This is a genomic window from Pantoea sp. A4, assembly GCF_000295955.2.
Lineage (GTDB): Bacteria > Pseudomonadota > Gammaproteobacteria > Enterobacterales > Enterobacteriaceae > Pantoea > Pantoea multigeneris.
On the sequence record NZ_ALXE01000022.1, the window covers coordinates 132,571 to 153,641 of the forward strand.

Annotated in this window: 21 protein-coding genes; 11 read left to right on the top strand and 10 right to left on the bottom strand. The window is 53.7% G+C overall.

Going from position 1 to position 21,071, the window contains the following annotated elements:
* The first annotated feature begins 22 nt into the window (after positions 1 to 22).
* Positions 23 to 1,159 carry an ABC transporter substrate-binding protein gene (locus B880_RS0109580; protein ID WP_017347182.1) on the top strand — a complete coding sequence of 379 codons (1,137 nt, stop codon included), beginning with the start codon at positions 23 to 25 and terminating at the stop codon, positions 1,157 to 1,159.
* Here B880_RS0109580 and B880_RS0109585 read toward each other — a convergent pair.
* Positions 1,135 to 1,455, bottom strand: coding sequence for an antibiotic biosynthesis monooxygenase family protein (locus tag B880_RS0109585; protein WP_017347183.1), 321 nt, complete (start codon positions 1,453 to 1,455; stop codon positions 1,135 to 1,137). The two genes, B880_RS0109580 and B880_RS0109585, sit on opposite strands and share 25 nt — an antisense overlap.
* Before the next feature lie 389 nt (positions 1,456 to 1,844).
* Between B880_RS0109585 and B880_RS0109595 the strand changes: the two genes are divergently transcribed.
* Positions 1,845 to 2,492 (top strand): metallophosphoesterase, encoded by a 648-nt coding sequence (locus B880_RS0109595; RefSeq protein ID WP_017347185.1) that lies wholly within the window; start codon positions 1,845 to 1,847, stop codon positions 2,490 to 2,492.
* Between the two features lie 3 nt (positions 2,493 to 2,495).
* Here the strand turns inward: B880_RS0109595 and rsmF are convergent, their stop codons facing one another.
* The 3 genes from rsmF to yebS form a co-directional block, all read right to left on the bottom strand.
* Positions 2,496 to 3,923, bottom strand: coding sequence for a 16S rRNA (cytosine(1407)-C(5))-methyltransferase RsmF (rsmF, locus tag B880_RS0109600; RefSeq protein ID WP_017347186.1), 1,428 nt, complete (start codon positions 3,921 to 3,923; stop codon positions 2,496 to 2,498).
* 88 nt (positions 3,924 to 4,011) lie between these two features.
* The gene (locus tag B880_RS0109605; RefSeq protein WP_026042531.1) at positions 4,012 to 6,651 is read right to left on the bottom strand and encodes a PqiB family protein; all 2,640 of its coding nucleotides are present in this window, start codon (positions 6,649 to 6,651) and stop codon (positions 4,012 to 4,014) included.
* Positions 6,620 to 7,864 (bottom strand): membrane integrity lipid transport subunit YebS, encoded by a 1,245-nt coding sequence (gene yebS / locus B880_RS0109610; RefSeq protein ID WP_017347188.1) that lies wholly within the window; start codon positions 7,862 to 7,864, stop codon positions 6,620 to 6,622. The genes B880_RS0109605 and yebS overlap by 32 nt, the downstream gene beginning before the upstream one ends.
* A gap of 223 nt (positions 7,865 to 8,087) precedes the next feature.
* On the opposite strand from yebS, the gene B880_RS0109615 reads away from it, so the two are divergent.
* From B880_RS0109615 to htpX, 4 genes are all read left to right on the top strand, one after another.
* A complete protein-coding gene (locus B880_RS0109615; RefSeq protein ID WP_017347189.1) occupies positions 8,088 to 8,588 on the top strand; it encodes a GAF domain-containing protein in 501 nt (166 codons plus the stop codon).
* A gap of 96 nt (positions 8,589 to 8,684) precedes the next feature.
* Entirely contained in the window at positions 8,685 to 9,365 is a 681-nt protein-coding gene (proQ, locus tag B880_RS0109620) for an RNA chaperone ProQ (RefSeq protein WP_017347190.1), read from the top strand.
* A 19-nt stretch (positions 9,366 to 9,384) separates the two neighbouring features.
* A complete protein-coding gene (gene prc, locus B880_RS0109625) occupies positions 9,385 to 11,433 on the top strand; it encodes a carboxy terminal-processing peptidase (RefSeq protein ID WP_017347191.1) in 2,049 nt (682 codons plus the stop codon).
* 230 nt (positions 11,434 to 11,663) lie between these two features.
* On the top strand, positions 11,664 to 12,545 hold the full coding sequence (gene htpX, locus B880_RS0109630; RefSeq protein ID WP_017347192.1) for a protease HtpX: 882 nt from the start codon (positions 11,664 to 11,666) through the stop codon (positions 12,543 to 12,545).
* Positions 12,546 to 12,604: 59 nt separating this feature from the next.
* Here the strand turns inward: htpX and B880_RS0109635 are convergent, their stop codons facing one another.
* Both B880_RS0109635 and B880_RS0109640 read right to left on the bottom strand, forming a co-directional pair.
* Entirely contained in the window at positions 12,605 to 13,981 is a 1,377-nt protein-coding gene (locus B880_RS0109635; RefSeq protein WP_017347193.1) for an MFS transporter, read from the bottom strand.
* 139 nt (positions 13,982 to 14,120) lie between these two features.
* Positions 14,121 to 14,357 carry a YobH family protein gene (locus B880_RS0109640; protein ID WP_017347194.1) on the bottom strand — a complete coding sequence of 79 codons (237 nt, stop codon included), beginning with the start codon at positions 14,355 to 14,357 and terminating at the stop codon, positions 14,121 to 14,123.
* Positions 14,358 to 14,550: 193 nt separating this feature from the next.
* On the opposite strand from B880_RS0109640, the gene B880_RS0109645 reads away from it, so the two are divergent.
* From B880_RS0109645 to rlmA, 5 genes are all read left to right on the top strand, one after another.
* Positions 14,551 to 14,820 carry a YebO family protein gene (locus B880_RS0109645; protein ID WP_026042532.1) on the top strand — a complete coding sequence of 90 codons (270 nt, stop codon included), beginning with the start codon at positions 14,551 to 14,553 and terminating at the stop codon, positions 14,818 to 14,820.
* Positions 14,821 to 14,838: 18 nt separating this feature from the next.
* Complete coding sequence (locus B880_RS0109650) at positions 14,839 to 15,828, top strand: MBL fold metallo-hydrolase (RefSeq protein ID WP_017347196.1); 990 nt, start codon at positions 14,839 to 14,841, stop codon at positions 15,826 to 15,828.
* 528 nt (positions 15,829 to 16,356) lie between these two features.
* Positions 16,357 to 16,431 (top strand): DUF2627 domain-containing protein, encoded by a 75-nt coding sequence (locus B880_RS26695; protein ID WP_128599124.1) that lies wholly within the window; start codon positions 16,357 to 16,359, stop codon positions 16,429 to 16,431.
* An 81-nt stretch (positions 16,432 to 16,512) separates the two neighbouring features.
* Positions 16,513 to 16,722, top strand: a complete 210-nt coding sequence (gene cspE / locus B880_RS0109655; protein WP_001062678.1) for a transcription antiterminator/RNA stability regulator CspE — start codon at positions 16,513 to 16,515, stop codon at positions 16,720 to 16,722.
* Positions 16,723 to 16,860: 138 nt separating this feature from the next.
* Positions 16,861 to 17,673, top strand: a complete 813-nt coding sequence (gene rlmA / locus B880_RS0109660) for a 23S rRNA (guanine(745)-N(1))-methyltransferase (protein WP_017347197.1) — start codon at positions 16,861 to 16,863, stop codon at positions 17,671 to 17,673.
* Here rlmA and B880_RS0109665 read toward each other — a convergent pair.
* From B880_RS0109665 to manX, 4 genes are read right to left on the bottom strand one after another with little or no spacing between them, the layout of a single operon-like run.
* A complete protein-coding gene (locus B880_RS0109665; RefSeq protein ID WP_017347198.1) occupies positions 17,670 to 18,128 on the bottom strand; it encodes a DUF986 family protein in 459 nt (152 codons plus the stop codon). The genes rlmA and B880_RS0109665 overlap by 4 nt on opposite strands.
* Before the next feature lie 58 nt (positions 18,129 to 18,186).
* A complete protein-coding gene (locus tag B880_RS0109670; protein WP_017347199.1) occupies positions 18,187 to 19,032 on the bottom strand; it encodes a PTS mannose transporter subunit IID in 846 nt (281 codons plus the stop codon).
* A 15-nt stretch (positions 19,033 to 19,047) separates the two neighbouring features.
* Positions 19,048 to 19,848, bottom strand: coding sequence for a PTS mannose/fructose/sorbose transporter subunit IIC (locus B880_RS0109675; protein ID WP_017347200.1), 801 nt, complete (start codon positions 19,846 to 19,848; stop codon positions 19,048 to 19,050).
* A gap of 41 nt (positions 19,849 to 19,889) precedes the next feature.
* Positions 19,890 to 20,852 carry a PTS mannose transporter subunit IIAB gene (gene manX, locus B880_RS0109680; protein WP_017347201.1) on the bottom strand — a complete coding sequence of 321 codons (963 nt, stop codon included), beginning with the start codon at positions 20,850 to 20,852 and terminating at the stop codon, positions 19,890 to 19,892.
* Positions 20,853 to 21,071 lie beyond the last annotated feature (219 nt).

The following is a 21,071-nucleotide window of genomic DNA, read 5'->3' on the forward strand; positions in this document are numbered from 1 at the left end:
CTCATGTAGATCTTAACCACTTATGAAAGCAAAACACCTGCTGACCTCGCTTGCCCTGGCATTGACCGCCGCGCTGCCTGCACTGGCTTCCGCCACGACCTATCCCCTCACCGTCACCGATATTGACCAACATCAGGTGACTATTGAGCACGAGCCACAACGGATTATTTTGCAGGATGGGCGCGATATTCTTAGCCTGGCGCTGCTGGATCGTGATGACCCGTTCAAGCGCGTGGTGGCCTGGAATAACTTGCCGAAAAAGCAGGACAGTGAAACCTGGGATCTGCTGCGCAAAAAATGGCCGGAAGCGGAAAAAATCCTTGATATGGGCTTCTCCGACCAGGGTGAGGTCAATCTGGAAACGGTGATTGCCCGCCATCCAGACCTGATGATTGCTCAGCTGCGTGCTAAACCTGCGCTGGAGCAAACCGGTGTGTTACGCCAACTGGCGGCGCTGAAAATTCCGGTGCTGTTCGTGGATGATGAACTGCACGCGGTGAAAGATACTGCGGCCAGTATCCGCCTGTTAGGCAAAGTCCTGAATCAGGAAGCGAATGCCAACGCCTATGCTGACTACTATGACCAGCATCTGCAGCGGATTACCCAGACCGCCGAACAGGCGAGTAAAAAACCGCTGGTGTTTATCGAACCGATCGCCGGGATTACTGAAGATGCCTGCTGCTTCACCCATTCCCACAGCGGTTGGGGTGGTTTGGTCGAAGCCGCAGGGGGGAAAAATATCGGTTCTGAACTGCTGCCAGGTGCCGTGGGCTTTATTTCGCCTGAAAAGATTATCAGCCTGAACCCGGATTTCTACATCATGACCGGTTCTAAGCGCGGCGGCAAAGGCAGCGGTGTCCTGCCATTTGGCTACAACACCGACAGCAGCGCCATCAAAGCCACCTTTGAACGCCTAAGCCAGCGTAATGGGGTGAAAGAGGTCCCTGCGGTGAAACAGGGCCACGTCTTTGGCCTCTATCACCATTTCTATAACCATCCTTACAACATTGTTGGGCTGGAGTTGCTGAGCAAAGCGTTTTACCCGCAGCAGATGGCCGATGTCGATCCGCTGGCGGATTATCACTACATCATTCGTACGTTTACCCACCTGCCTGACGCACCGATTAACCTGAGCTATTCGGTGGCATCAAAACCATAACATCGTTCCACCCGGCAAATTCGGGTGGTGAAGCTCTGGTACCATTTTTCCCTGCCAAGACGCTGCGCCATAAGATGGGCAGCGTTTTTTTTCCAATTCTGAATATCTTCCACTGTCTGCCAGTAAGAAACGGTAATGCCGAGGGTTTCACGCGCTGATTCCACACCAAGGAACCCCGGCTGTTGCTGGGCCAACTGCACCATTTGCTGTGCCATGTCGCCATAGCCTTCATCGGTTTCGGTGCGCGTTGAGGTAAAAATCACCGCGTAATAGGGAGGGGTAGGGAGCTGCAGCATAGCAAATTCAACATCCTGTTTAGCAAATGAGAATTAGCTTTACCACATGTTGTGCAAGGTTAATAGTCGCTGTTAACGTCCTGGGCAGCCGAGCGTAGGATTCGCCATAAGATGAAAGCACACAGTGCAATCACACCGCCGATAATGGCAATCCACATGGTTTGTTCTCCCGAAACCGAATGTTGTACCGGCATTGAGTGCGGTTACGTTTGAAGGCTAAGTATAACGATTGGTTATTGCAGTGTATGACTGCGCCAAAACAAAGCGTTACAAGCCTTGTCCCGATGTGGAACGGAATTATGCCTTCAGGGGCTGTAACGCCCGGTAAACAAGGCGACGATCTTCTATACTTGATCTCGTTACCGACTGCGATAATCACGGGATCGGATATGAATTATCAATTTCTGCGGGGAGAAAACTGGCGACATATTTGGGTGGTCGGTGACCTTCACGGCTGTCGTGCACAGCTTGATGCCGCACTTCAGGCCAGACATTTTGATACAGATGAAGATCTGCTGATTTCGGTAGGTGACCTGATTGATCGCGGGCCAGACAGCCCAGGCTGCCTGGAATTACTGCAACAGCCTTGGTTCCGTGCAGTGCGGGGGAATCATGAAGAGATGGCGCTGGCAGCGATTAACCACAACGAAATTTTGCACTGGATGATGAACGGGGGCGAGTGGTTCTGGCAACTGCAGGGCAGTGCCTTGATCAGTACGCGGCATGCCCTGAAACGCTGTGCTGAATTACCGCTGGTGCTGCACCTGCAACGTGAAAATGACATCGTGGTGATTGCTCATGCGGATTATCCCGCCAGCCACTATGCATGGGAACACGAACTCGACTGGCAGCAGGTGATGTGGGGACGCAATCGCATTAACCATCTGATGCAGGGAGAGGGTGAGGGGATAGCCGGGGCGCAGGCTTTTTACTTTGGCCATACGCCGCTCCAGCGGCCGCTGCATCGCGCCAATTTGCATTACATCGATACTGGCGCAGTTTTTGGCAACGGCCTGACGCTGGAACAGCTGCAGTAAAGGTCAGCGGAAGAGTCGTCCATCGCGCACTAATTCACGCGGATAGCTGTTTTTAATGCGGCTGTTAACGCGTTTTGCCAACCCTAACGGCTGCTGATGCAGCGTTACCACCATTTCATCCAGCGGAGGCGTGTTCTCCGGGTGGATATCGCGTCCACGGAACCACTCTTCCGCTTCTGCTTCGGTCAGGCCATAACAGTTGTCCGCACTGCCCGATGCCAGCGCCACAACCGCTTCATGCTGCCAGCGGTATCCCTTCGCGAAGGTTTCCGCTAACCGCAGACCAATACGGGAAAAACGGACTTTGTTCAGCAACGGCTCGGCTTCCCGTGGGAACAACCACAGCTCTTTATCCCGCTCCCACAGCGCTAAGTTGTCTGGCCAGGCGAGACCGACCTGTTTGGCGGCAGCGTAAACTTCCGCCTGCAATTTGCGCGTTGCCGGGAAGAAAGGCAGTTTGCCCAGCTTATACGTTGGCGCGGGGAGAGCCGCGACTTCCGCCGTTTTACGTAACCGCGCGACGAAGAAACCTTCACTGTCGAACAGCTGTGGGAAGACGTGCAGGAAGCCTTCCGGCGTCACGGCTTTTTCCGCGCCGGTGAACAGGTCATCCAGCGGTTCGATGCTCACGGCATCGGGGTATTCAGCCAGCAGCCAGGCGACAACCTGCTGATTTTCAATCTGATTCAGCGTACAGGTTGAGTAAATTAACGTGCCACCCGGTTTTAAAGCGTGGAATGCGCTGGCGATCAGATCGCGCTGCGTGGCTGCAATCTCGTGCGTGCTCTCCAGCGACCAGTTTTTTAATGCATCCTGATCTTTACGCATCACGCCTTCACCGGAGCAGGGGGCATCCAGCAGAATGGCATCAAACTGTTGCGGTAACGCTGCGCCAAAAACGCGGGCGTCAAAATGGGTTAACGCGCAGTTACTGACGCCGCAGCGGCTGATGTTGGCATGTAACACTTTCACCCGACTGGCGGAGTACTCATTGGCCACAATCAGCCCCTGGTTATTCATCTTTGCCGCAATCTGGGTGGTTTTAGAGCCAGGCGCGGCCGCCATATCCATTACCTGAGTGGGTTCAGGGCAACTGGCAAACAGTGCGCTGACCGGTAACATGGAGCTGGCTTCCTGAATATAGAACAGCCCGGAGAGGTGTTCAGCCACGCTGCCTAATGGCAGGCTCTCATCTTCACGCTCGATCCAGAAGCCTTCTGCACACCACGGAATCGGGGTTAAACGCCAGCCGTAATGGGCGGTTTGTGCTAAGAAGTCCACTACGCTGATCTTCAACGTATTGATACGTAAGCTGCGGCGTAAAGGCTGGAAGCAAATGGCGTTAAAACGTGCGAATTCAGCCTCATCAGGCAGAGCCTGACGCATCAGGGTGAGGAAATCAGGGGGAAAGCGTAAAGACGAATCAGCCACAGCAAGGTTCCAGTCAGGACAAAGGCGGCAAGTTTATCATGTCAGCTAACGCCCGGGCAGAGAATCTGCCCGGGAACATCAGGAAGGATCAGTTTTGATGCGGATCGGGGATGGCGGTGCCCCAACTGCGCCACTCTTTCGGTGCTTCATCCTGCAACAGGAAGTGCTTATTCGGCGAAGCCTGTGGTGCCAGCGGCACTGTCGGCGGCGTTGCAAACTGAATGCCGCCACGGATGAACTGCTGGAATGTCCCGGTTTTCACCACGCCGCCAATCAGACCAAAGTTAAGGTCGTAACCGGACGCCAGCCAGAACACCGAGTTGTTACGCACCAGATGCTGATACTTCTTGCTGATACGCAACGCAACCTGCACCCGGTCCGCCATGTTGCCCAGTGACGTCCCGGTGACAGTTCCGACTTCCACGCCACGGAACAGCACTGGCGTACCCAGCGAAAGCGATCCGGCTTCGGTAGCATCCACATAGATATTCAGCCCGTTCAGGTAGCGCGCATCGGTGATGGTGCTCTCCTGAAGATAGAAGTTACGTTCCTGTCCGCCCTTACCTGGGTCGACATTCACGTACGGCTGTAACAGGCTCTCCAGATGATTCACTCCCGTCGGCGAGATCTCGGGTGCCACCACGGAGAAGCTGCTGCCACTGCGGGCAAAGTCCTGCACGTATTCGGGATACAGCACGGCTTTGGCAATCACCTGGTTGTTATCGCTGCTGAGCGCCAGGGATTCGACCTGGCCCACGTTGATACCCAGATAACGAATCGGCATTCCGGCAGAGAGTTTGCTGCCGTCATAGGTGTGCAGCGTAATCTGGCTGCCCACCGCACGCGCAGCGGTTTCCGAGGAGTAGAGCACCCGTTTGGCATTGCGCGCGACCTGGGCACCTTTGAGGTTGTCAAAACTGATGGCACCGCGTAATGCCCGGTTAATGGGCGAGGCCTGAACCGTCAGGCCGCTGCCGTTGAGCTGCACTTTGGCTCCGCCTTCAGCCCAGAATACGCTCTCTGAGGTCAGTAATTTACGGTACTCAGGGCGGATATGCACCGCGATATCAAAGGCATCTGCCCGTGGCGTGACGTTCACCACTTCACCCACCTCAAATTTACGGTACAGCACCACAGAACCGGCCTGCACATCTGGCAGGCTGGCTGCGGTCAGCATCAGCGTAGTGCCAGGCTTATCGCCAGTAATGCCTTCCTGCGCTTTTTCGGCATCGGCGTACAGCGGATATTCGGCTTTGCTGCCACCGAGGCTGCCGGGATCAAGGCGGATGCCGCCGTTGACCCATTCGCTGGCGCTGGCACCGAGCACCTGCATGCCATCGAGGCCAAATTTCACATTCAGGCGGCTGTTAACGATAAATTTACTGTCGCCATGGACCAACTGGCGATATTGCGACTGAACCGCGACCACGAAGTGAATGCCATCTGCCGCCAGTTCGCGGGAAATAACCTGCCCAATTTGCATCCCGTGCAGCATCAGCGGTTGTCCGGCATCAATACCGAAGCTGTCTGGCGCGGTGAGTTTAACCGTCAACACATCCGGCTGCTGCAATAATGATTCATCTGCTGCCAGCACCGTAAAGTGGTCCTGCGCCGGGCCTTCGCCGGGCACCAGTACCAGCGTGTTCCCGGTTAGCAGGCTGCTGAGGCTGGTATCCGTCAGGCTGATTTTCGGGCTGTGCATTTCAATGCGCGTACCGCTACGCATTAAGTCGGTGACGGAAGGATCAATTGTCAATTCACCGCTGACTTTACCGCCCGGTAACAGATTGAGTTTGGTCAAGGTGCCCACTTCCAGCCCCTGATAGAGCAGTGGCGTGCGTCCCGCTTTGAGATTATTACCATTTGGCAGATCGAGGGTAATGTTCACCCCGCGCTGGCTATGGGAGAGATCAGGGTAGAGCGTGTAGTTTTGATCCGCCTTGGCAGGCTGGCCATCAGAGGGGGAGTCAAAGGCAATCGCCCCATTGACCAGCGCCGACAGGCTCTCCAGCTGGACTTTAGCGCCGCTCAGACTGACATCGGCATTCAGCCCGGAGACGTTCCAGAAACGGCTGTTGCTCTTCACCAGGTTAGTAAAGCGGCGATCAACCAGCACATCCACCGTCACACCGTTGCTGCCGTTGTTGATGCTGTAGTCATAGACGCGGCCCACCGGAATCTTACGGTAGTACACCAGAGAACCGGTATTGAGCGATCCCAAATCCGGGGCGTGTAGGTGCACCAGCAGCTCACCGGTATTCACGCGATACTTCGGCTGGGTATCCAGCGCGGTGAAGGTTTCACGCGGGTTACCTTTACCGGGCATCATACCGATGTAGTTACCGCCCACCAGCGCGTCCAGCCCGGAGACCCCCGCCAAAGACGCTTTCGGTGTGACCAGCCAGAACTGGGTATTGTCGCGCAGCGCCTCACGCATATCGCTCTTAATACTGGCCTTGATCTGAATGCTGCGATAGTCATCACTCAGCACAATGCCTTGCACCGTGCCCACTTCCACCCCCTGATAGCGAATCGGGGTGCGGCCCGGCACAATGCCGTCCGCGGTCTGGAAGTTGATGGTTATCACCGTTCCGCGATCCTGGTAATTAGTCCAGAGCAGCCAGCCTGCGATAAGCATCGCAATCACAGGCAGCAGCCAGAAGGGCGAAACCTTACGCTTATTGCGCACGTTAGCGCTAGTCGGTGTAGTCGGCGTTTCCTGTTGCATGTGCATCCCAAATCAGTCGGCTGTCAAGCCATTCAACAGCCAGAATCGTCAGGATCACTGCTGAGCCAAAGTAAAACGCAGCAGGTCCCATGGTAAAAGCCAGTAGCTGGTCACGGTTAACCAGCGACATGGTAAGCGAAATGACAAACAGATCCAGCATTGACCAGCGTCCCACCCAGGTCACCACGCGCAGAAGTCGGATGCGGGTTTTTAACCCCTGTTCACAGCGGAAATGAATGCTGATTAACAGCGTCAGCATCACCAGTACTTTGGTAAACGGCACCAGAATACTGGCAATAAAGACCACAGCGGCAACGGGTACGTTGCCGTTAGCCAGCGAAAGAATACCCGAGAGGATAGTGTCATCGCGGCGAGCGCCGTTGACATACACGATCGAGATGGGCATCAGATTCGCCGGGATCAGTAGCACAATGGACGCGATCAGGGCCGCCCAGGATTTTTGCAGACTGTGTCGGCGGCGAAAATCCAACGGGGTATGGCAGCGCGGACAACGGCCGCGATCGTCCGGGATGCTGGTATGATGACAATTAAGGCACACCTGAAGCTTTTCCACCGGTACGTTGGCGGGCGCCTGCGGGTAAAAACGCTCCCAAAGTTGTTCCACGTTGAGATGAATCAGCGTCAGCAGGCTCAGTAAGGTGAGGGCAATAAACGCAACCAGCCCATAGCCGGCATCCAAATCGGCGTAGTCCTGGACTTTGATCGAGGCAATGGCGACACCCACCAGATAGATATCCAGCATCACCCACTCTTTGAGCTTATCCAGCATCAGCAACACCGGGCGCAGGTTCATGCCCAGCCGTTCACCCAGCCACAGATAGAGAATCGAGGCGACCAGCGTAACCGGGGCACCCACCGCACAAAATGCCACCATTGAGGCGGTCAGCACATTGCCCTGTTGTGTCATTTGAATGATACCTTCAATGACACTGGCGTTAATGCGTTGACCTAACAGGCGAATATCCACCAGCGGCAGGGAAAAGGCGAACGGCATCAACACGATCATTGCCACGGCCATGGCGGTTAGCCCGGTCATCGACCAGTCACGGCCGCTGGAAATCTTTGCCTGGCAGCGTGGACAGTAGCAGGACTGATGGGATTTAACATCCGGTAAGGAAAAAAGGGTATCGCATTGCGGGCAACGCTGATAACGTGCGGGGGGCAACGCTTCGGTGATGGCTTGAATTTTCATAAAGAGTGCGATCTCAGCCCATTGCTCGTGACGGATTCTGGTTTACATCAGCCACAATCCATAATGAAGCGACGTTGCAACTGGTGCTCGGCTTTCTGGGCCATAGACAGATAAGGGTATAGTAACTAACGGATTGATTCACCTTGTTGCCCTGGATTTTTAGTGCTTATTTTTAACAGGCGAAGAGAGCAAGGCCTCTTTTGATACTGGTTATGGTTGAATAATGAACAAAACTGATTTTTATGCGGATTTGAACCGCGACATGCGGGCGTTACTCTCTGGTGAAACTGCCTTCCTGGCCGCACTGGGTAACTTCAGCGCGCTGGTCTACGAACGTCTCGATGGTTTGAACTGGGTCGGTTTTTATCTGCTGACGGAAGCAGACACGCTGGTACTCGGCCCCTTCCAGGGGAAAATTGCCTGTGTGCGCATTCCTGTCGGCAAAGGCGTGTGTGGTACCGCCATTGCCGAAGAGCGCGTACAGCGCGTCGATGATGTTCATGCCTTCCCTGGGCATATCGCCTGTGACGCGGCAAGCAATGCAGAAATCGTTATTCCACTGAAGGTTAACGGTCAGTGGATCGGTGTGCTGGACATCGACAGTACCGTGTTTAACCGCTTCAACGAAGAAGATGAAGCGGGGCTGGTCGAACTGACTGATGGGCTTTGTGAAGTGCTGGCGAACAGCGACCTCGAAAAATTTATTCAGCTGACGCGCAGCTAATCGACTGGAACACATAGCATTTATCGGGCGTGTCATTATAATGTCGCCTGTTCATGCCAGCTCCGGTCGGCAAACCCGTTGTAATCAGGAAATTTCATGGAAAATCAACCTAAGTTGAACAGTAGTAAAGAAGTGATTGCCTTTCTTGCGGAACGTTTTCCGCAATGCTTTAGCGCTGAAGGCGAAGCCCGTCCTCTGAAAATCGGGATCTTCCAGGATCTGGTCGAGCGTGTTCAGGGTGAAATGAGCCTGAGCAAGACGCAGTTGCGTTCCGCTTTGCGCCTTTATACCTCTAGCTGGCGTTACCTTTACGGCGTTAAAGCCGGTGCAATCCGTGTTGACCTGGATGGCAACGCCTGTGGCGTTCTGGATGAGCAGCATGTTGAGCATGCGCGCAAACAGTTAGAAGAAGCGAAAGCTCGCGTGCAGGCACAGCGTGATCAGCAGAAAGCGGCAAAACGCGAAGCCGCAGGTGAAGAGGGCGAACGTCGTCCAGCAAAACCTGCACCGCGCCGCCCGGCTAATCCAGACGCACCACGTCAACCACGTGCTAAAACGCAGCGTGACAGTGCACCAGCGCGTAAACCGGCTCCACGTGCGGAGCGGCCTAAGCCAATCACTGACACCTCAACTTTGCAACCCGGTCAAAATATTAAAGTTACAGCGGGTAAAGGTGCAATGGATGCTACCGTCCTTGAAGTTTCAAAAGACGGTGTTCGGGTGCAACTCGCATCTGGCATGGCAATGATTGTACGCGCAGAACATTTGCAGTTCTGATACGGAGGCTGATCGCGGCATGAACACCTTTTTTAAGATCGGTATGATCGCGGGCCTGCTGTTAGCAGGCCCAACTTTCGGCGCGGAAACCCAGATTACGCGCGCGAACCAGATTCCCCAGATCCACGAAGATGCGCAGGACCCCACGGTCAGCGAACGTGTCACTTCACGCTTCACGCGCTCTCACTATCGCCAGTTTGATCTCGATGCCACTTTCTCGGCGCGCATCTTTGATCGCTATCTGAATATGCTGGATTACAATCACAACGTTTTCCTCGCTTCAGACGTCGCGCAATTTGCCGATAAGAAAGGCACTCTGGGCGATGAGTATCGCAGTGGCAAACTGGACGTGTTCTACGATTTATACAATCTTTCGCAGAAACGCCGTTTTGAGCGCTATCAGTACGCCCTGAGCGTGCTGAGCCAACCAATGAATTTCTCCAGCAATGCCACTATCGACATCGATCGCGCTAAAGCCCCCTGGCCGAAAGATGAGGCAGAGCTGAATGCCTTGTGGCAGGCTCGCGTCACCTATGACGAACTGAACCTGAAACTGACCGGCAAGAGCGAGCAGGAAATCCGCGATATCCTGACCAAGCGCTATAACTTTGCCATCCGCCGTCTTACGCAAAGCACCAGCGAAGATGTGTTCCAGTTGGCGATGAATGCGTTTGCGCATGAAATTGATCCGCATACCAACTACCTCTCGCCACGCAGTACCGATCAGTTCAACACTGAAATGAGCCTCTCGCTGGAGGGAATCGGTGCGGTTCTGCAAATGGACGACGACTACACCGTGATTAACTCCATGGTGGCTGGCGGTCCAGCGGCGAAAAGCAAAACCATCACCGTTGGCGATCGTATCGTCGGTGTGGGTCAGCCGGGCAAACCTATTGAAGATGTGATTGGCTGGCGTCTTGATGACGTGGTCGACAAAATCAAAGGCCCGAAAGGCAGCAAAGTGCGTCTGGAAATTTTGCCTGCGGGCAAAGGCTCCAAAACCCGCATCGTCACGCTGACGCGTGAAAAAATCCGTCTGGAAGACCGCGCAGTGCAGATGTCTGTCCATAACGTTGGCAAACAAAAAGTCGGCGTGCTGGATATTCCTGGCTTCTACGTAGGTTTAACGGATGACGTAAAAGTTCAGCTGCAAAAACTGCAGAAGCAAAACGTCGACAGCATTGTGATTGACTTGCGTACCAACGGCGGCGGTGCGTTAACCGAAGCGGTAGGATTGTCTGGTCTGTTCATTCCGAGCGGCCCAGTGGTGCAGGTGCGCGATAACAATGGTCGTATCCGTCAGGACAGCGACAACGACGGCATTGTCTACTACAAAGGCCCGCTGGTGGTGCTGGTTGACCGTTTCAGTGCTTCGGCGTCTGAGATCTTCGCGGCCGCGATGCAGGACTATGGCCGTGCGCTGATTGTTGGCGAGCCGACCTTTGGTAAAGGCACCGTACAGCAATACCGTTCGCTTAACCGCATCTACGATCAGATGCTGCGTCCTGAATGGCCAGCCCTGGGCTCGGTGCAGTACACCATTCAGAAATTCTACCGCATCAATGGCGGCAGTACTCAGCGCAAAGGCGTCACGCCGGACCTGATTATGCCGACTGGGGTAGAAGCGGCGAAAACGGGCGAGAAGTTCGAAGACAACGCTCTGCCGTGGGACAGCATCACGGCTGCCAGCTACACCAAAACCGGTGACATCAAACCGTATATCCCGGCGCTGGTGAAAGATCACGATGAGCGTATCGCCAAAGATCGTGAATTCCAGTACATCATGAAAGATATCGCGCGCTACGATGCGATCAAAGACAAGCTGAACATCGTTTCCCTCAACCTGGCCCAGCGTCAGAAAGAGAATCAGGAAGATGATGCGCTGCGTCTGGAACGCATCAATGCCCGTTATCAGGCAGAAGGCAAAGCGCCACTGAAGAGTCTGGATGCGTTGCCGAAAGATTACAAAGAGCCGGACCCGTATCTTGATGAAACGGTGAAGATTGCCAATGACCTGGCGCAGCTTGAAACGGCTCAGCCTGAAGCTGCGGCAGCCACAGACAAGTAATCTGTCTCATGAGAGAAAAGCATCGCCTCGGCGGTGCTTTTTTTTTGCCTGTGTCATACTTGAGGTAAATTTATACGTCACGCGAGGCGGAAAAATACCAGGACACTTCTGAGTGTAAAGTTATGTCTTTTTAGGCACTTAAACGTTAAGGTCGCTTGAAAAGCACGACAATGCTCTTAGGATATGTATCCGCGTATAATCGCGTGAACTACTGAGGAAGATTAACGTTTATGATGCGTATTGCTCTTTTCCTGCTAACCAACCTGGCTGTGATGTTGGTTTTCGGGCTGATTCTCAGCCTGACAGGAATACAGTCAAGCAGTGTTCAGGGCCTGATGATTATGGCAGGCCTGTTTGGCTTCGGCGGTGCGTTTGTTTCACTGCTGATGTCTAAATGGATGGCGCTACGTTCGGTGGGCGGTGAAGTGATTGAACAACCGCGTAACGAAACCGAGCGCTGGTTGATGGATACGGTGGCCCGCCAGTCGCAGCAGGCCGGATTTAAAATGCCGCAGGTGGCGATTTATCACGCCCCGGATATTAATGCCTTTGCTACTGGCGCTCGTCGTGATGCCTCGCTGGTTGCGGTTTCTACCGGGCTGTTGCAAAACATGAACCGTGATGAAGCCGAAGCCGTGCTGGCGCACGAAATCAGCCACATCGCCAATGGCGACATGGTAACGATGACGCTGATCCAGGGGATCGTGAATACCTTTGTGATCTTTATTTCACGTATCCTGGCACAGATTGCAGCAGGCTTTATGTCGGGCAACCGCGACGGTGAAGAGAACAGCAACGGTAACCCGCTGGTCTATTTTGCCGTAGCCACCGTACTGGAACTGGTCTTCGGTATTCTTGCCAGCGTCATCACCATGTGGTTCTCGCGCCACCGTGAGTTCCACGCAGATGCCGGTTCAGCGCGTCTTGTCGGCCGTGAGAAGATGATTGCAGCGTTACAGCGGTTGAAAACCAGCTACGAACCGCAGGAGCCAGGTAACATGATGGCATTCTGTATCAACGGCAAGAACAAGTCGCTGACCGAACTTTTTATGTCGCATCCGCCGTTGGATAAACGCATTGAAGCGTTACGCAGCGGCCAGTATCTGAAATAACGCCGTTCTGAAACACAAAAAGCGCCACAAGTGGCGCTTTTTTTATCGCTGCAATCAGGTCAGACAGGGCGTTCCTGCGTCATGCGCGACATGCTCACCACCGCTGCGACACTGGCAAAAACCCCAGCCAGAATCAGTGCCGCATGGGTGCCATGGGTATTGAACAGATTAAACATCAACGCAACCAGCGCGGCGCCACTGCTTTGTCCCAACAGGCGTGCGGTCCCCAGCATTCCGCTGGCACCACCGCTGCGCTGGCGGGGTGCCGAGCTGATAATCGTATGGTTGTTTGGCGACTGAAACAGACCAAAACCTGCGCCGCAGAGCGCCATACGCCAGACGATATCAATACTTGAAGGGTTGTGTGGCAAGAGGGCAAGCAGGAACAGGCCTGCCGCAAACATCGCCAGCCCCAAACCGCCTAACAGCCCGCTGTGTACGCGGCCAATCAGCCTACCGGCGATGGGCGCAAATGCCATGGTTGCCAGCGGCCAGGGCGTTAGCAGAAGCCCTGTTGCCACCTCGTCACGGCCTAGCCCGTTTTGCAGGAAGAACGGCAGGGACACCATCGCCAGCATTTGGGCGCAGAACGAGCAAATGGACGTGCACAGTGACAGGCTGAAAATAGGAATACGCAGCAGATCAACCGGTAACAGGGGCACCGGCAGAGTAAGCTGGCGACGAATAAACACCCACCCGACAATCACAAAGGCAATGATTTCTGCCCCCACCAGCATCCCGGACTGCCCTTGAGAGAACCCACTCAACGCCGAAATCAGCAGGCCAAAGAACAGCGCATTCATCACCGCACTAAGGGGATCAAATTTCTGTTTTTGCGCTTTTTGTGGATTATCCGGCAGAAAACGCAGCGCCAGCCACAGGGCGACAATGCCAATCGGCACGTTAATTAAAAACAGCCACTGCCAGCTCGCCACAGAGAGAATAGCGGCTGCGACAGTCGGCCCGGCAGCGGTAGACACGGCAACAATTAATGAGTTAATTGCCATGCCTCGCCCGAGGTAGCGCTGCGGATAAATAATGCGTATCAGGGCCGTATTCACGCTCATCAGCGCTGCGCCGCCAAACCCTTGCAAGATACGGGCGACGGTGAGGACATCCAGCGTGCTGGAGAGCGCACAAAATAGCGAAGTGGCAATAAACAGGCCAAGGCCAACCTGATACACGCGGCGGTAACCGAGCATGTCGCCCAGAAAAGAAAGGGTTAGCAGCGAAATCACAATCGCGATTTGGTAAGCGTTAACAATCCAAATCGATTCTGCCGGGCTGGCATTCAGGTCACGCGCAATGGTCGGTAAGGCCACGTTAGCAATGACGCCATCCAGTACCGCCATAGTGATGCCCAACGCAATGGTCAGAATGGCACCGTAACGCTGTGGGACGGGTAATCCATCTTGCTTTGAAGAGAGAGAAGACATAGTGGAGTAAGTAAAGGGAGTGAATATTACAATGCTAATGAAATTGCGGGCTGAAAGCACTGACTGTTTAACAGAAAATGTATCTTAAAATATGTTTTAGCCGGGATAAGCACGGGAGTTGTGCTCCCGTGCTGTGAAATCAGTTATCGATGACTTCTCCGCTTTTCTTCAGCAATGGACACTCGCTCACGCCAATCACGCCGCTGTCGCTGTGCAGATACTGGGCAGTAATGACGCCACGAGCGGTCAGGTAGCGGCACTGTAGCCCCAGGCCTGCAACGTTTTTGCTGCTGCCGGTCAGAACGCCGTAGCCGGTAAACAACATCGCCAGCCAAATCACCGCCAGTAACATAATGGCACGAATAATCAGTTTCATTTTTATCTCCCTGTGATACACCACGCAGCAGCACCTGTGCGCCAGTGGGTGGTGAGTGCATAGCTTGCCGCGCTTCGCTGCCACTTTCGATCAGACTCTACTGAAAGCTGGCGAAATATCCCGGCAAGATTACCATTTTTTTATCCAACGGGTAGAATGCGGGCTGGCATTTAATCTGTTATTTGAGGCAGTTATGAGTGATTTTTCAAACGATCCAGCACTGTTGTTAAACTATGCCCTGGTGGGTGTGCTGTTTCTGTCAGGGCTGTTTATCTGGTTCTTTGTTAACCGCTCCAGTGTGCGTGCCAGTGAGCAGATCCACTTGCTGGAACAACTGCTTGAAGAGCAGAAGCAGCAGAACCGCTTGTTGCGCCAGTGGGTAGATGAAAAACAGGGCAAAGGCAGCGAGGTTGCTGAGCCGGAAGAAGAAGAAGACATTATCCGCCTTATCCCCGAACGTTAATCCGCAAAAGGAGGGCTCATGGCCTGGCAAAACCCCTGGTACGATGCGAGTAAGTCCCATCATACGCCTGAAGGATTTCGCAACCCGGAGCCCGAAACGCGCCAGCCGGGAGATCTGGACCGCTGGCGTAAAGAGCGCAAAGCGCAGGGGCTGCCGCGACCGCCACAGCAAGGCTATGAGCAATTTACTGCGCAGTGGTGGCAGCAGGCCGACCTCAGCGGAAGTGACAACCGGATCTGGTGGTTGGGCCACGCGGCAATGCTGCTGCGTGTCAATCAGCGCTATATTCTGATTGACCCTGCGCTCTCGAAGCGGGCTTCGCCGGTGCGTTTTGCTGGCCCGCAGCGTAAGACGCCAGCGCCGTTACAGATTCGCCAGCTGCCGCAGCTCGATTATGTGTTGATCTCTCACAGCCACTACGATCATCTCGATCGGCCCACCGTGCGTAAAATCGTCGCACGCTTTCCGCAGGCGACGTTTATTGTGCCATTAGGGCTGGCCCCCTGGTGTAAGCGTCAGGGCATTCGCCACGTAACACAACTCGACTGGTGGGATTCAACCCGCGCAGATGGCATTGAGTTTCATGCTGTACCGGCGAAGCACTGGAGTATGCGTACGTTCCACGATCGTAACCGTTCCCTGTGGTGTGGCTGGGTCATAGTGACATCAACCACCCGATTCTGGTTCTCAGGTGACAGCGGCTACAGTGAGAATCTGTATGAGATTCCGCGTCGACTTGGCCCGTTCAATGTGGCAGCACTGCCGAATGGTGCCTATGCCCCAAAATGGTTCATGAACAGCCAGCATATGGACCCCGACCAGGCTGTGAAGCTGTGGCGACATATGGCGCAGCCTTTAACCGTCCCGATCCACTGGGGCGTATTTGAACTGGCAGATGAATCACTGGATGAGCCACCCAAAGACCTGGCACGCGCGATAGCCGCTTCAGGCGAGGACAACGGCCAGTTCAGCCCATGGCGCATTGGGGAGGGTCGCCCGCTGCCCTAGGATAAATCCTGGGCGAAAAGTGCGGTATACACGCTTTATTTCCGCGAGTGATTAATTCGGTCCGTACTCGCATTTTTGATATTTACTGAAAAATAACCCTGCATTGAATTGGGGCAGGGTTATTATTTTTTCCTTTTTTTGGTGCAAAACAACATATACCGGATGTTAACGACTTCTCGCTGTACATAAATAAAGCAGTTGCTTTAAGTATGAAAATGCAAAACTTTGATAGAGATCAATCTTGATGCCATATTTTTGCAATCTTTTTTATATAACCTTTATTTTTATTGTTATATAGCTGGACGCCTGGCAGAAAAGGGACTAGGTTTACCCACTGGAGCGCAAATCTGCTGTTAACAACGTGTCCACAGCGAGTTCGCGACGCATTGTTTCGTACCATTGGGAACATTCAGTGGATTTTATCCAGTGAAAGTGTGCGGCATCTCCATCGGTAGTTAAAAATGGCTTGCCAATGAATTGCGGATATGTGATAACAATTCTTGGGTCAAACGAGGTACAGTTCTGTATATGTATGGCATCTTCAGTAAAGAAGTTACGAGTAAAGACGTTGACGTTGAATTCCGCTTCCTTGCCGAACCTTAATTAGTGCCTCATTCAGTAACGTCTCTGGTTTCTCTAGTACGTGGCCTTCGGGCTAAATAAACATTTTAAGGAATTTGCAAAATGGCAAAGATTAAAGGTCAGGTTAAGTGGTTCAACGAGTCTAAAGGTTTTGGTTTCATTACTCCTGCTGACGGCAGCAAAGACGTGTTCGTACACTTCTCTGCAATCCAGGGTAACGGCTTCAAAACTCTGGCTGAAGGCCAGAACGTTGAGTTCGAAATCCAGGACGGCCAGAAAGGCCCAGCAGCAGTTAACGTAACTGCTATCTGATTTCGAGTCACTTACTGGCGCTCTGCGCCTGTGAACCGAATCTTAAGCCCCGGCTATTGTGCCGGGGCTTTGTTTTTCTTCCTGTCGGTTCACGAACAGCGTACACTGCGCCGCGTTATGAAATAGCTGGAGCTTCCTGTGTCGCTGATCTGTCCTCTCTGTCACCTCTCTTTATCCGCTGAAAAAAATAGCTGGCGCTGTGCCCAGGGCCACCAGTTTGATCGCGCCCGCGAAGGGTACGTCAATCTGCTTCCGGTACAGCATAAAGGGTCACGTGAACCCGGCGACAGCGCAGAAATGATGCAGGCGCGACGTGCCTTCCTCGCCGCAGGGCACTATCAGCCGCTGCGTGATGGCGTAGCTGAGTTGCTGGCTGCACGGGCCACCACGCCGCAGCCACAGCTGCTGGATATCGGCTGCGGTGAAGGCTACTACACCGATGCGATGGCCACCGCACTCCAGCCGTTACATGGGCAAGTCTACGGATTAGATGTGGCGAAAATTGCCGTGCGCCTCGCCGCGAAGCGCTATGCTCAGGTGTTGTTCTGTGTGGCCTCCAGCCAGCGTCTGCCTTTTGCTGATGCATCGCTGGATGCAGTGGTACGCATTTATGCGCCCTGCAATGAGGCTGAACTGCAACGGGTGATTAAGCCAGGGGGATGGTTACTGACCGTGACGCCAGGCCCGCACCATCTGCAACAGTTCAAGGCCTTGATCTATCGTGAAGTGAAACTGCATGAGCCGGAGAGTAAGTGCTACGCGGGCTTTACCCAGGTTGAACAGCAGTCGCTGGGTTATCCAATGACGTTGAACAGCGCCGATGCCACCACGTTATTACAAATGACGCCGTTTGCCTGGCGCGCCAGTGAAGATGTCTGGCAGCAATTACGCGCAGCAACGTCATTCGAATGTGATGCGGATTTCACCCTGACGCTGTGGCAGCGTGACTAACGAATCTCCATCAGGGTTTGCCAGATGCGCTCTAAATCGTCTATCTGGCGAACTCTGACCAACAGGCGGCGCTGTTCCAGCTGGATCACTAATACGCCGTCTTCGCTGAGTTTCATATCCTGGATGCGTGTATAGGCGATCCATACCCCGGCATAAAACAGCCCCTGATCTTTTAACCATAAACGCGGGCGGCGGATCCAGAATACCCAGAGTGCCAACGCACACAGGACCATCAGCAGGGTGGTGGTGAGTTGCGGACCATGCTGAGACAGGTTATTCCACAGCACAATCGCCAGCAGGCCAATAAAGATGAGGCCATCGAGCGGTTGTCGGCGGCGCAAATCAACCCGTAAACGCACCACGCCGTAGCGGCGCGGCAAAACCAGTTCGTCATAAATAATAAACAGCGCCATGAGTGCGATTAGCGCGGCAATAATGAGTTGCGTGATATCCATATGATCTTTCCTGTGCAGCAAAAACAAAATAGCCGGGCAGAGCGCCCGGCTATAAAGATTACAGGCCGAGTAAGCCGGACCAGTAACCGAAAATACCAATGACAAAGAAGCCCATGATAATCCACAGCGCGTTAACCTTGCGCCGCAGCAGCCACATACAGGCAAAGGTCAGCAGGAGCGGAACCACGCCGGGCATCAGCTGATCGAGAATGGTCTGCACGGTGGTCACCGTGGTTTTCCCGGTCTGGTCAGTAATGCGCGACACTTCCAGCGGAATGTTGACGTGCGTCCACTTGTTAACCAGCGCCCCCATAACAAACAGGCCGAGGATCGATGCCCCCTCAGTCAGTTTCTGCAGGAAGCCGCCACCCATATCACTCACGATATCGATGCCTTTGCGGTAGCCGTAAGCCACGCCGTAATAGCGCGTCAGCAGGCGAACCAGGTTAAACAGCACAAAGAACAGAATCGGCCCGAGAATACTGCCACTCATGGCAATCCCCGCTCCAAGTGCGGCGAAAACCGGACGGGCGGTACCCCAAAATATCGGATCACCCACGCCTGCCAGCGGCCCCATCAGCCCGACTTTGATACCGTTGATGGCCGCATCGTCGATCGCCGCTCCGTTGGCCCGCTGCTCTTCCATTGCCATGGTAACGCCCAGCACCGGGGCTGCAACAAAGGGATGGGTATTGAAGAACTCCAGATGCCGTTTAATCGCCTGCTTGCGGTCATCATTATTCTCGGGGTACAGGCGACGAATCACCGGCACCATGGAGAAGCAGAACCCCAACGCCTGCATACGTTCAAAGTTCCATGAACCCTGAAACAGATTAGAGCGTAAAAACACACCGCGAATATCGGACTGGGTGAGCTTTTTAGCTGAATTTGTTGTATCAACCATGTTCGTCACCTTTCCTTAATCAAGTTCGTTATCAAGATCGTTATGAGCAGGACCGGCAGCCACAGCACCGGCAACGCGGTTATATTTAGGGCTAAGCTGGATATACAGAATAGCCATGACGACGCCAATCACGCCCAGTGCCACCAGGTTGAAGCTGGTAAAGGCGGCGGTAACAAAGCCGAGGTAGAAGAATGGCATCAGGTAGCCTGCGCGCATCATATTAATGACCATCGCATAACCGACGACCACAATCATGCCACCGGCGATATTCAGGCCATTAGTGACCACTTCTGGAATAGAACTTAACAGGGTATGCACCGCGCTAGTCCCGACTGAAATGGCAACAATCAGGGCTGGAATAGCGATACGCATGGCTTGTAATACTAGCGCAGAAACGTGGATCCAGGTGATGGCGTTGAGATTACCTTTATCCGCCGCCTTATCCGCGGCGTGCTGGAACGCTACGGTAATAGTACGGACGATAATGGTCAGTACCTGGCCGGCCGCGGCCAGCGGGATGGCAAGGGCAATACCGGCCCCGACACTCTGCCCACCGGCAATAACCAGAATGGTGGAGATGATGGAGGCGAGGGCGGCGTCTGGCGCAACGGCTGCACCGATATTCATCCAACCCAGGGCGATCATTTCCAGCGTACCGCCGATAATAATCCCGGTCTGGAGATCGCCCAATACCGCGCCAATTAACGTACAAGCCACCAGCGGGCGGTGAAACTGAAATTCGTCAAGAATTGATCCCATACCTGCAATACAGGCAACGATAAATATCAAGACAATTTGTAGTGAGGTTATTTCCATTAGCATGTCCTCAGCAGTGAGCGAAGCATAATGTCCGCGTGTCAGGCCTGAACTTTGGCAATCAGGTCCATCATTTTAAGTTGTGGATCGCTTGAAACTTTACGAACTTCGAGTTCAATTCCCCGATCGTTAAGTTGACGGAAGGCGGCAATATCTTTTTCATCGATGGACACCGCATTATTGACCTGGGTTTTCCCCTGACGAAATGCCATGCCACCAATATTGACGGTTTTAATCGCGACGCCCTGTTCGACTAAACGCAGCACATCAGTGGGATTGGTGAACAGCAACATCACCCGGTCAGAACCATATTTCGGGTTATTCCAGACGCGCACCATTTTATCCACATCCACCACATGGGCCGTGACGCCTGGCGGGGCAACCTGGGTTAACAAGGTTTTACGTACCTGGTCGTTAGCCACTTCATCACTGACCACAATGATGCGTGAAACGTTGGTCTCTTTGGTCCAGCGGGTGGCCACCTGGCCGTGAATCAGGCGGTCATCGATGCGCGCGAGGCCAATTTTCATGTGCTCACCGGCCGCTAAAGGTGGGGCTGGTTGCGCAGTGACAGGGGCTTTAACCGGTGGGCTAACCGGGGCTGCAACCTCGGTTTTCAACGGTTTGACACCTTCACGCCCGGTCTCCACCGCCAGGGCAATCAGTTCGGCAAAGGTAGGGTTGTCATCACGTGCCATCAGGGTTTCCACCAACATCGGAATGTTAACCCCGGCAATCACATCGTAATGCTCTTTATCGACCACAATACGGCTAGCCGCATTAAACGGACTGCCGCCCCAGGTATCAACGAGGAATAAGACGCCTTGTGATGTGTCTAGTTTTTCGAGCTGTGCCTGATATTTTTCAATCAGCGTTTCTGCGTTTTCACCCGGTACAAAGTCGATCCAGCCGACGTTGTTCTGTTCACCGAGCAACATCTCTGCGGTCTTTAGCAGTTGCTCCGCAGCCCAACCGTGGGTGCCGATGACAATAGCAATAGTCACTTGCTACCTCCATATTGAGTAAGGCCCGAAAAAAGGGGCCGGAGAGAGTAGACAGATTGTTGGAATCAATTAAGCGTAGCCTTTACCGGTTCACCTGGTGGAAAAGCAACGAATAACAAATGCCCAGCGAAGAATTAATGACTTATTTTAGAGCGCGAAAAAATAATTTATGTGATGCCAGTCGCCAAACAACACTGAAAAAAACTTAAATTTGCAGCT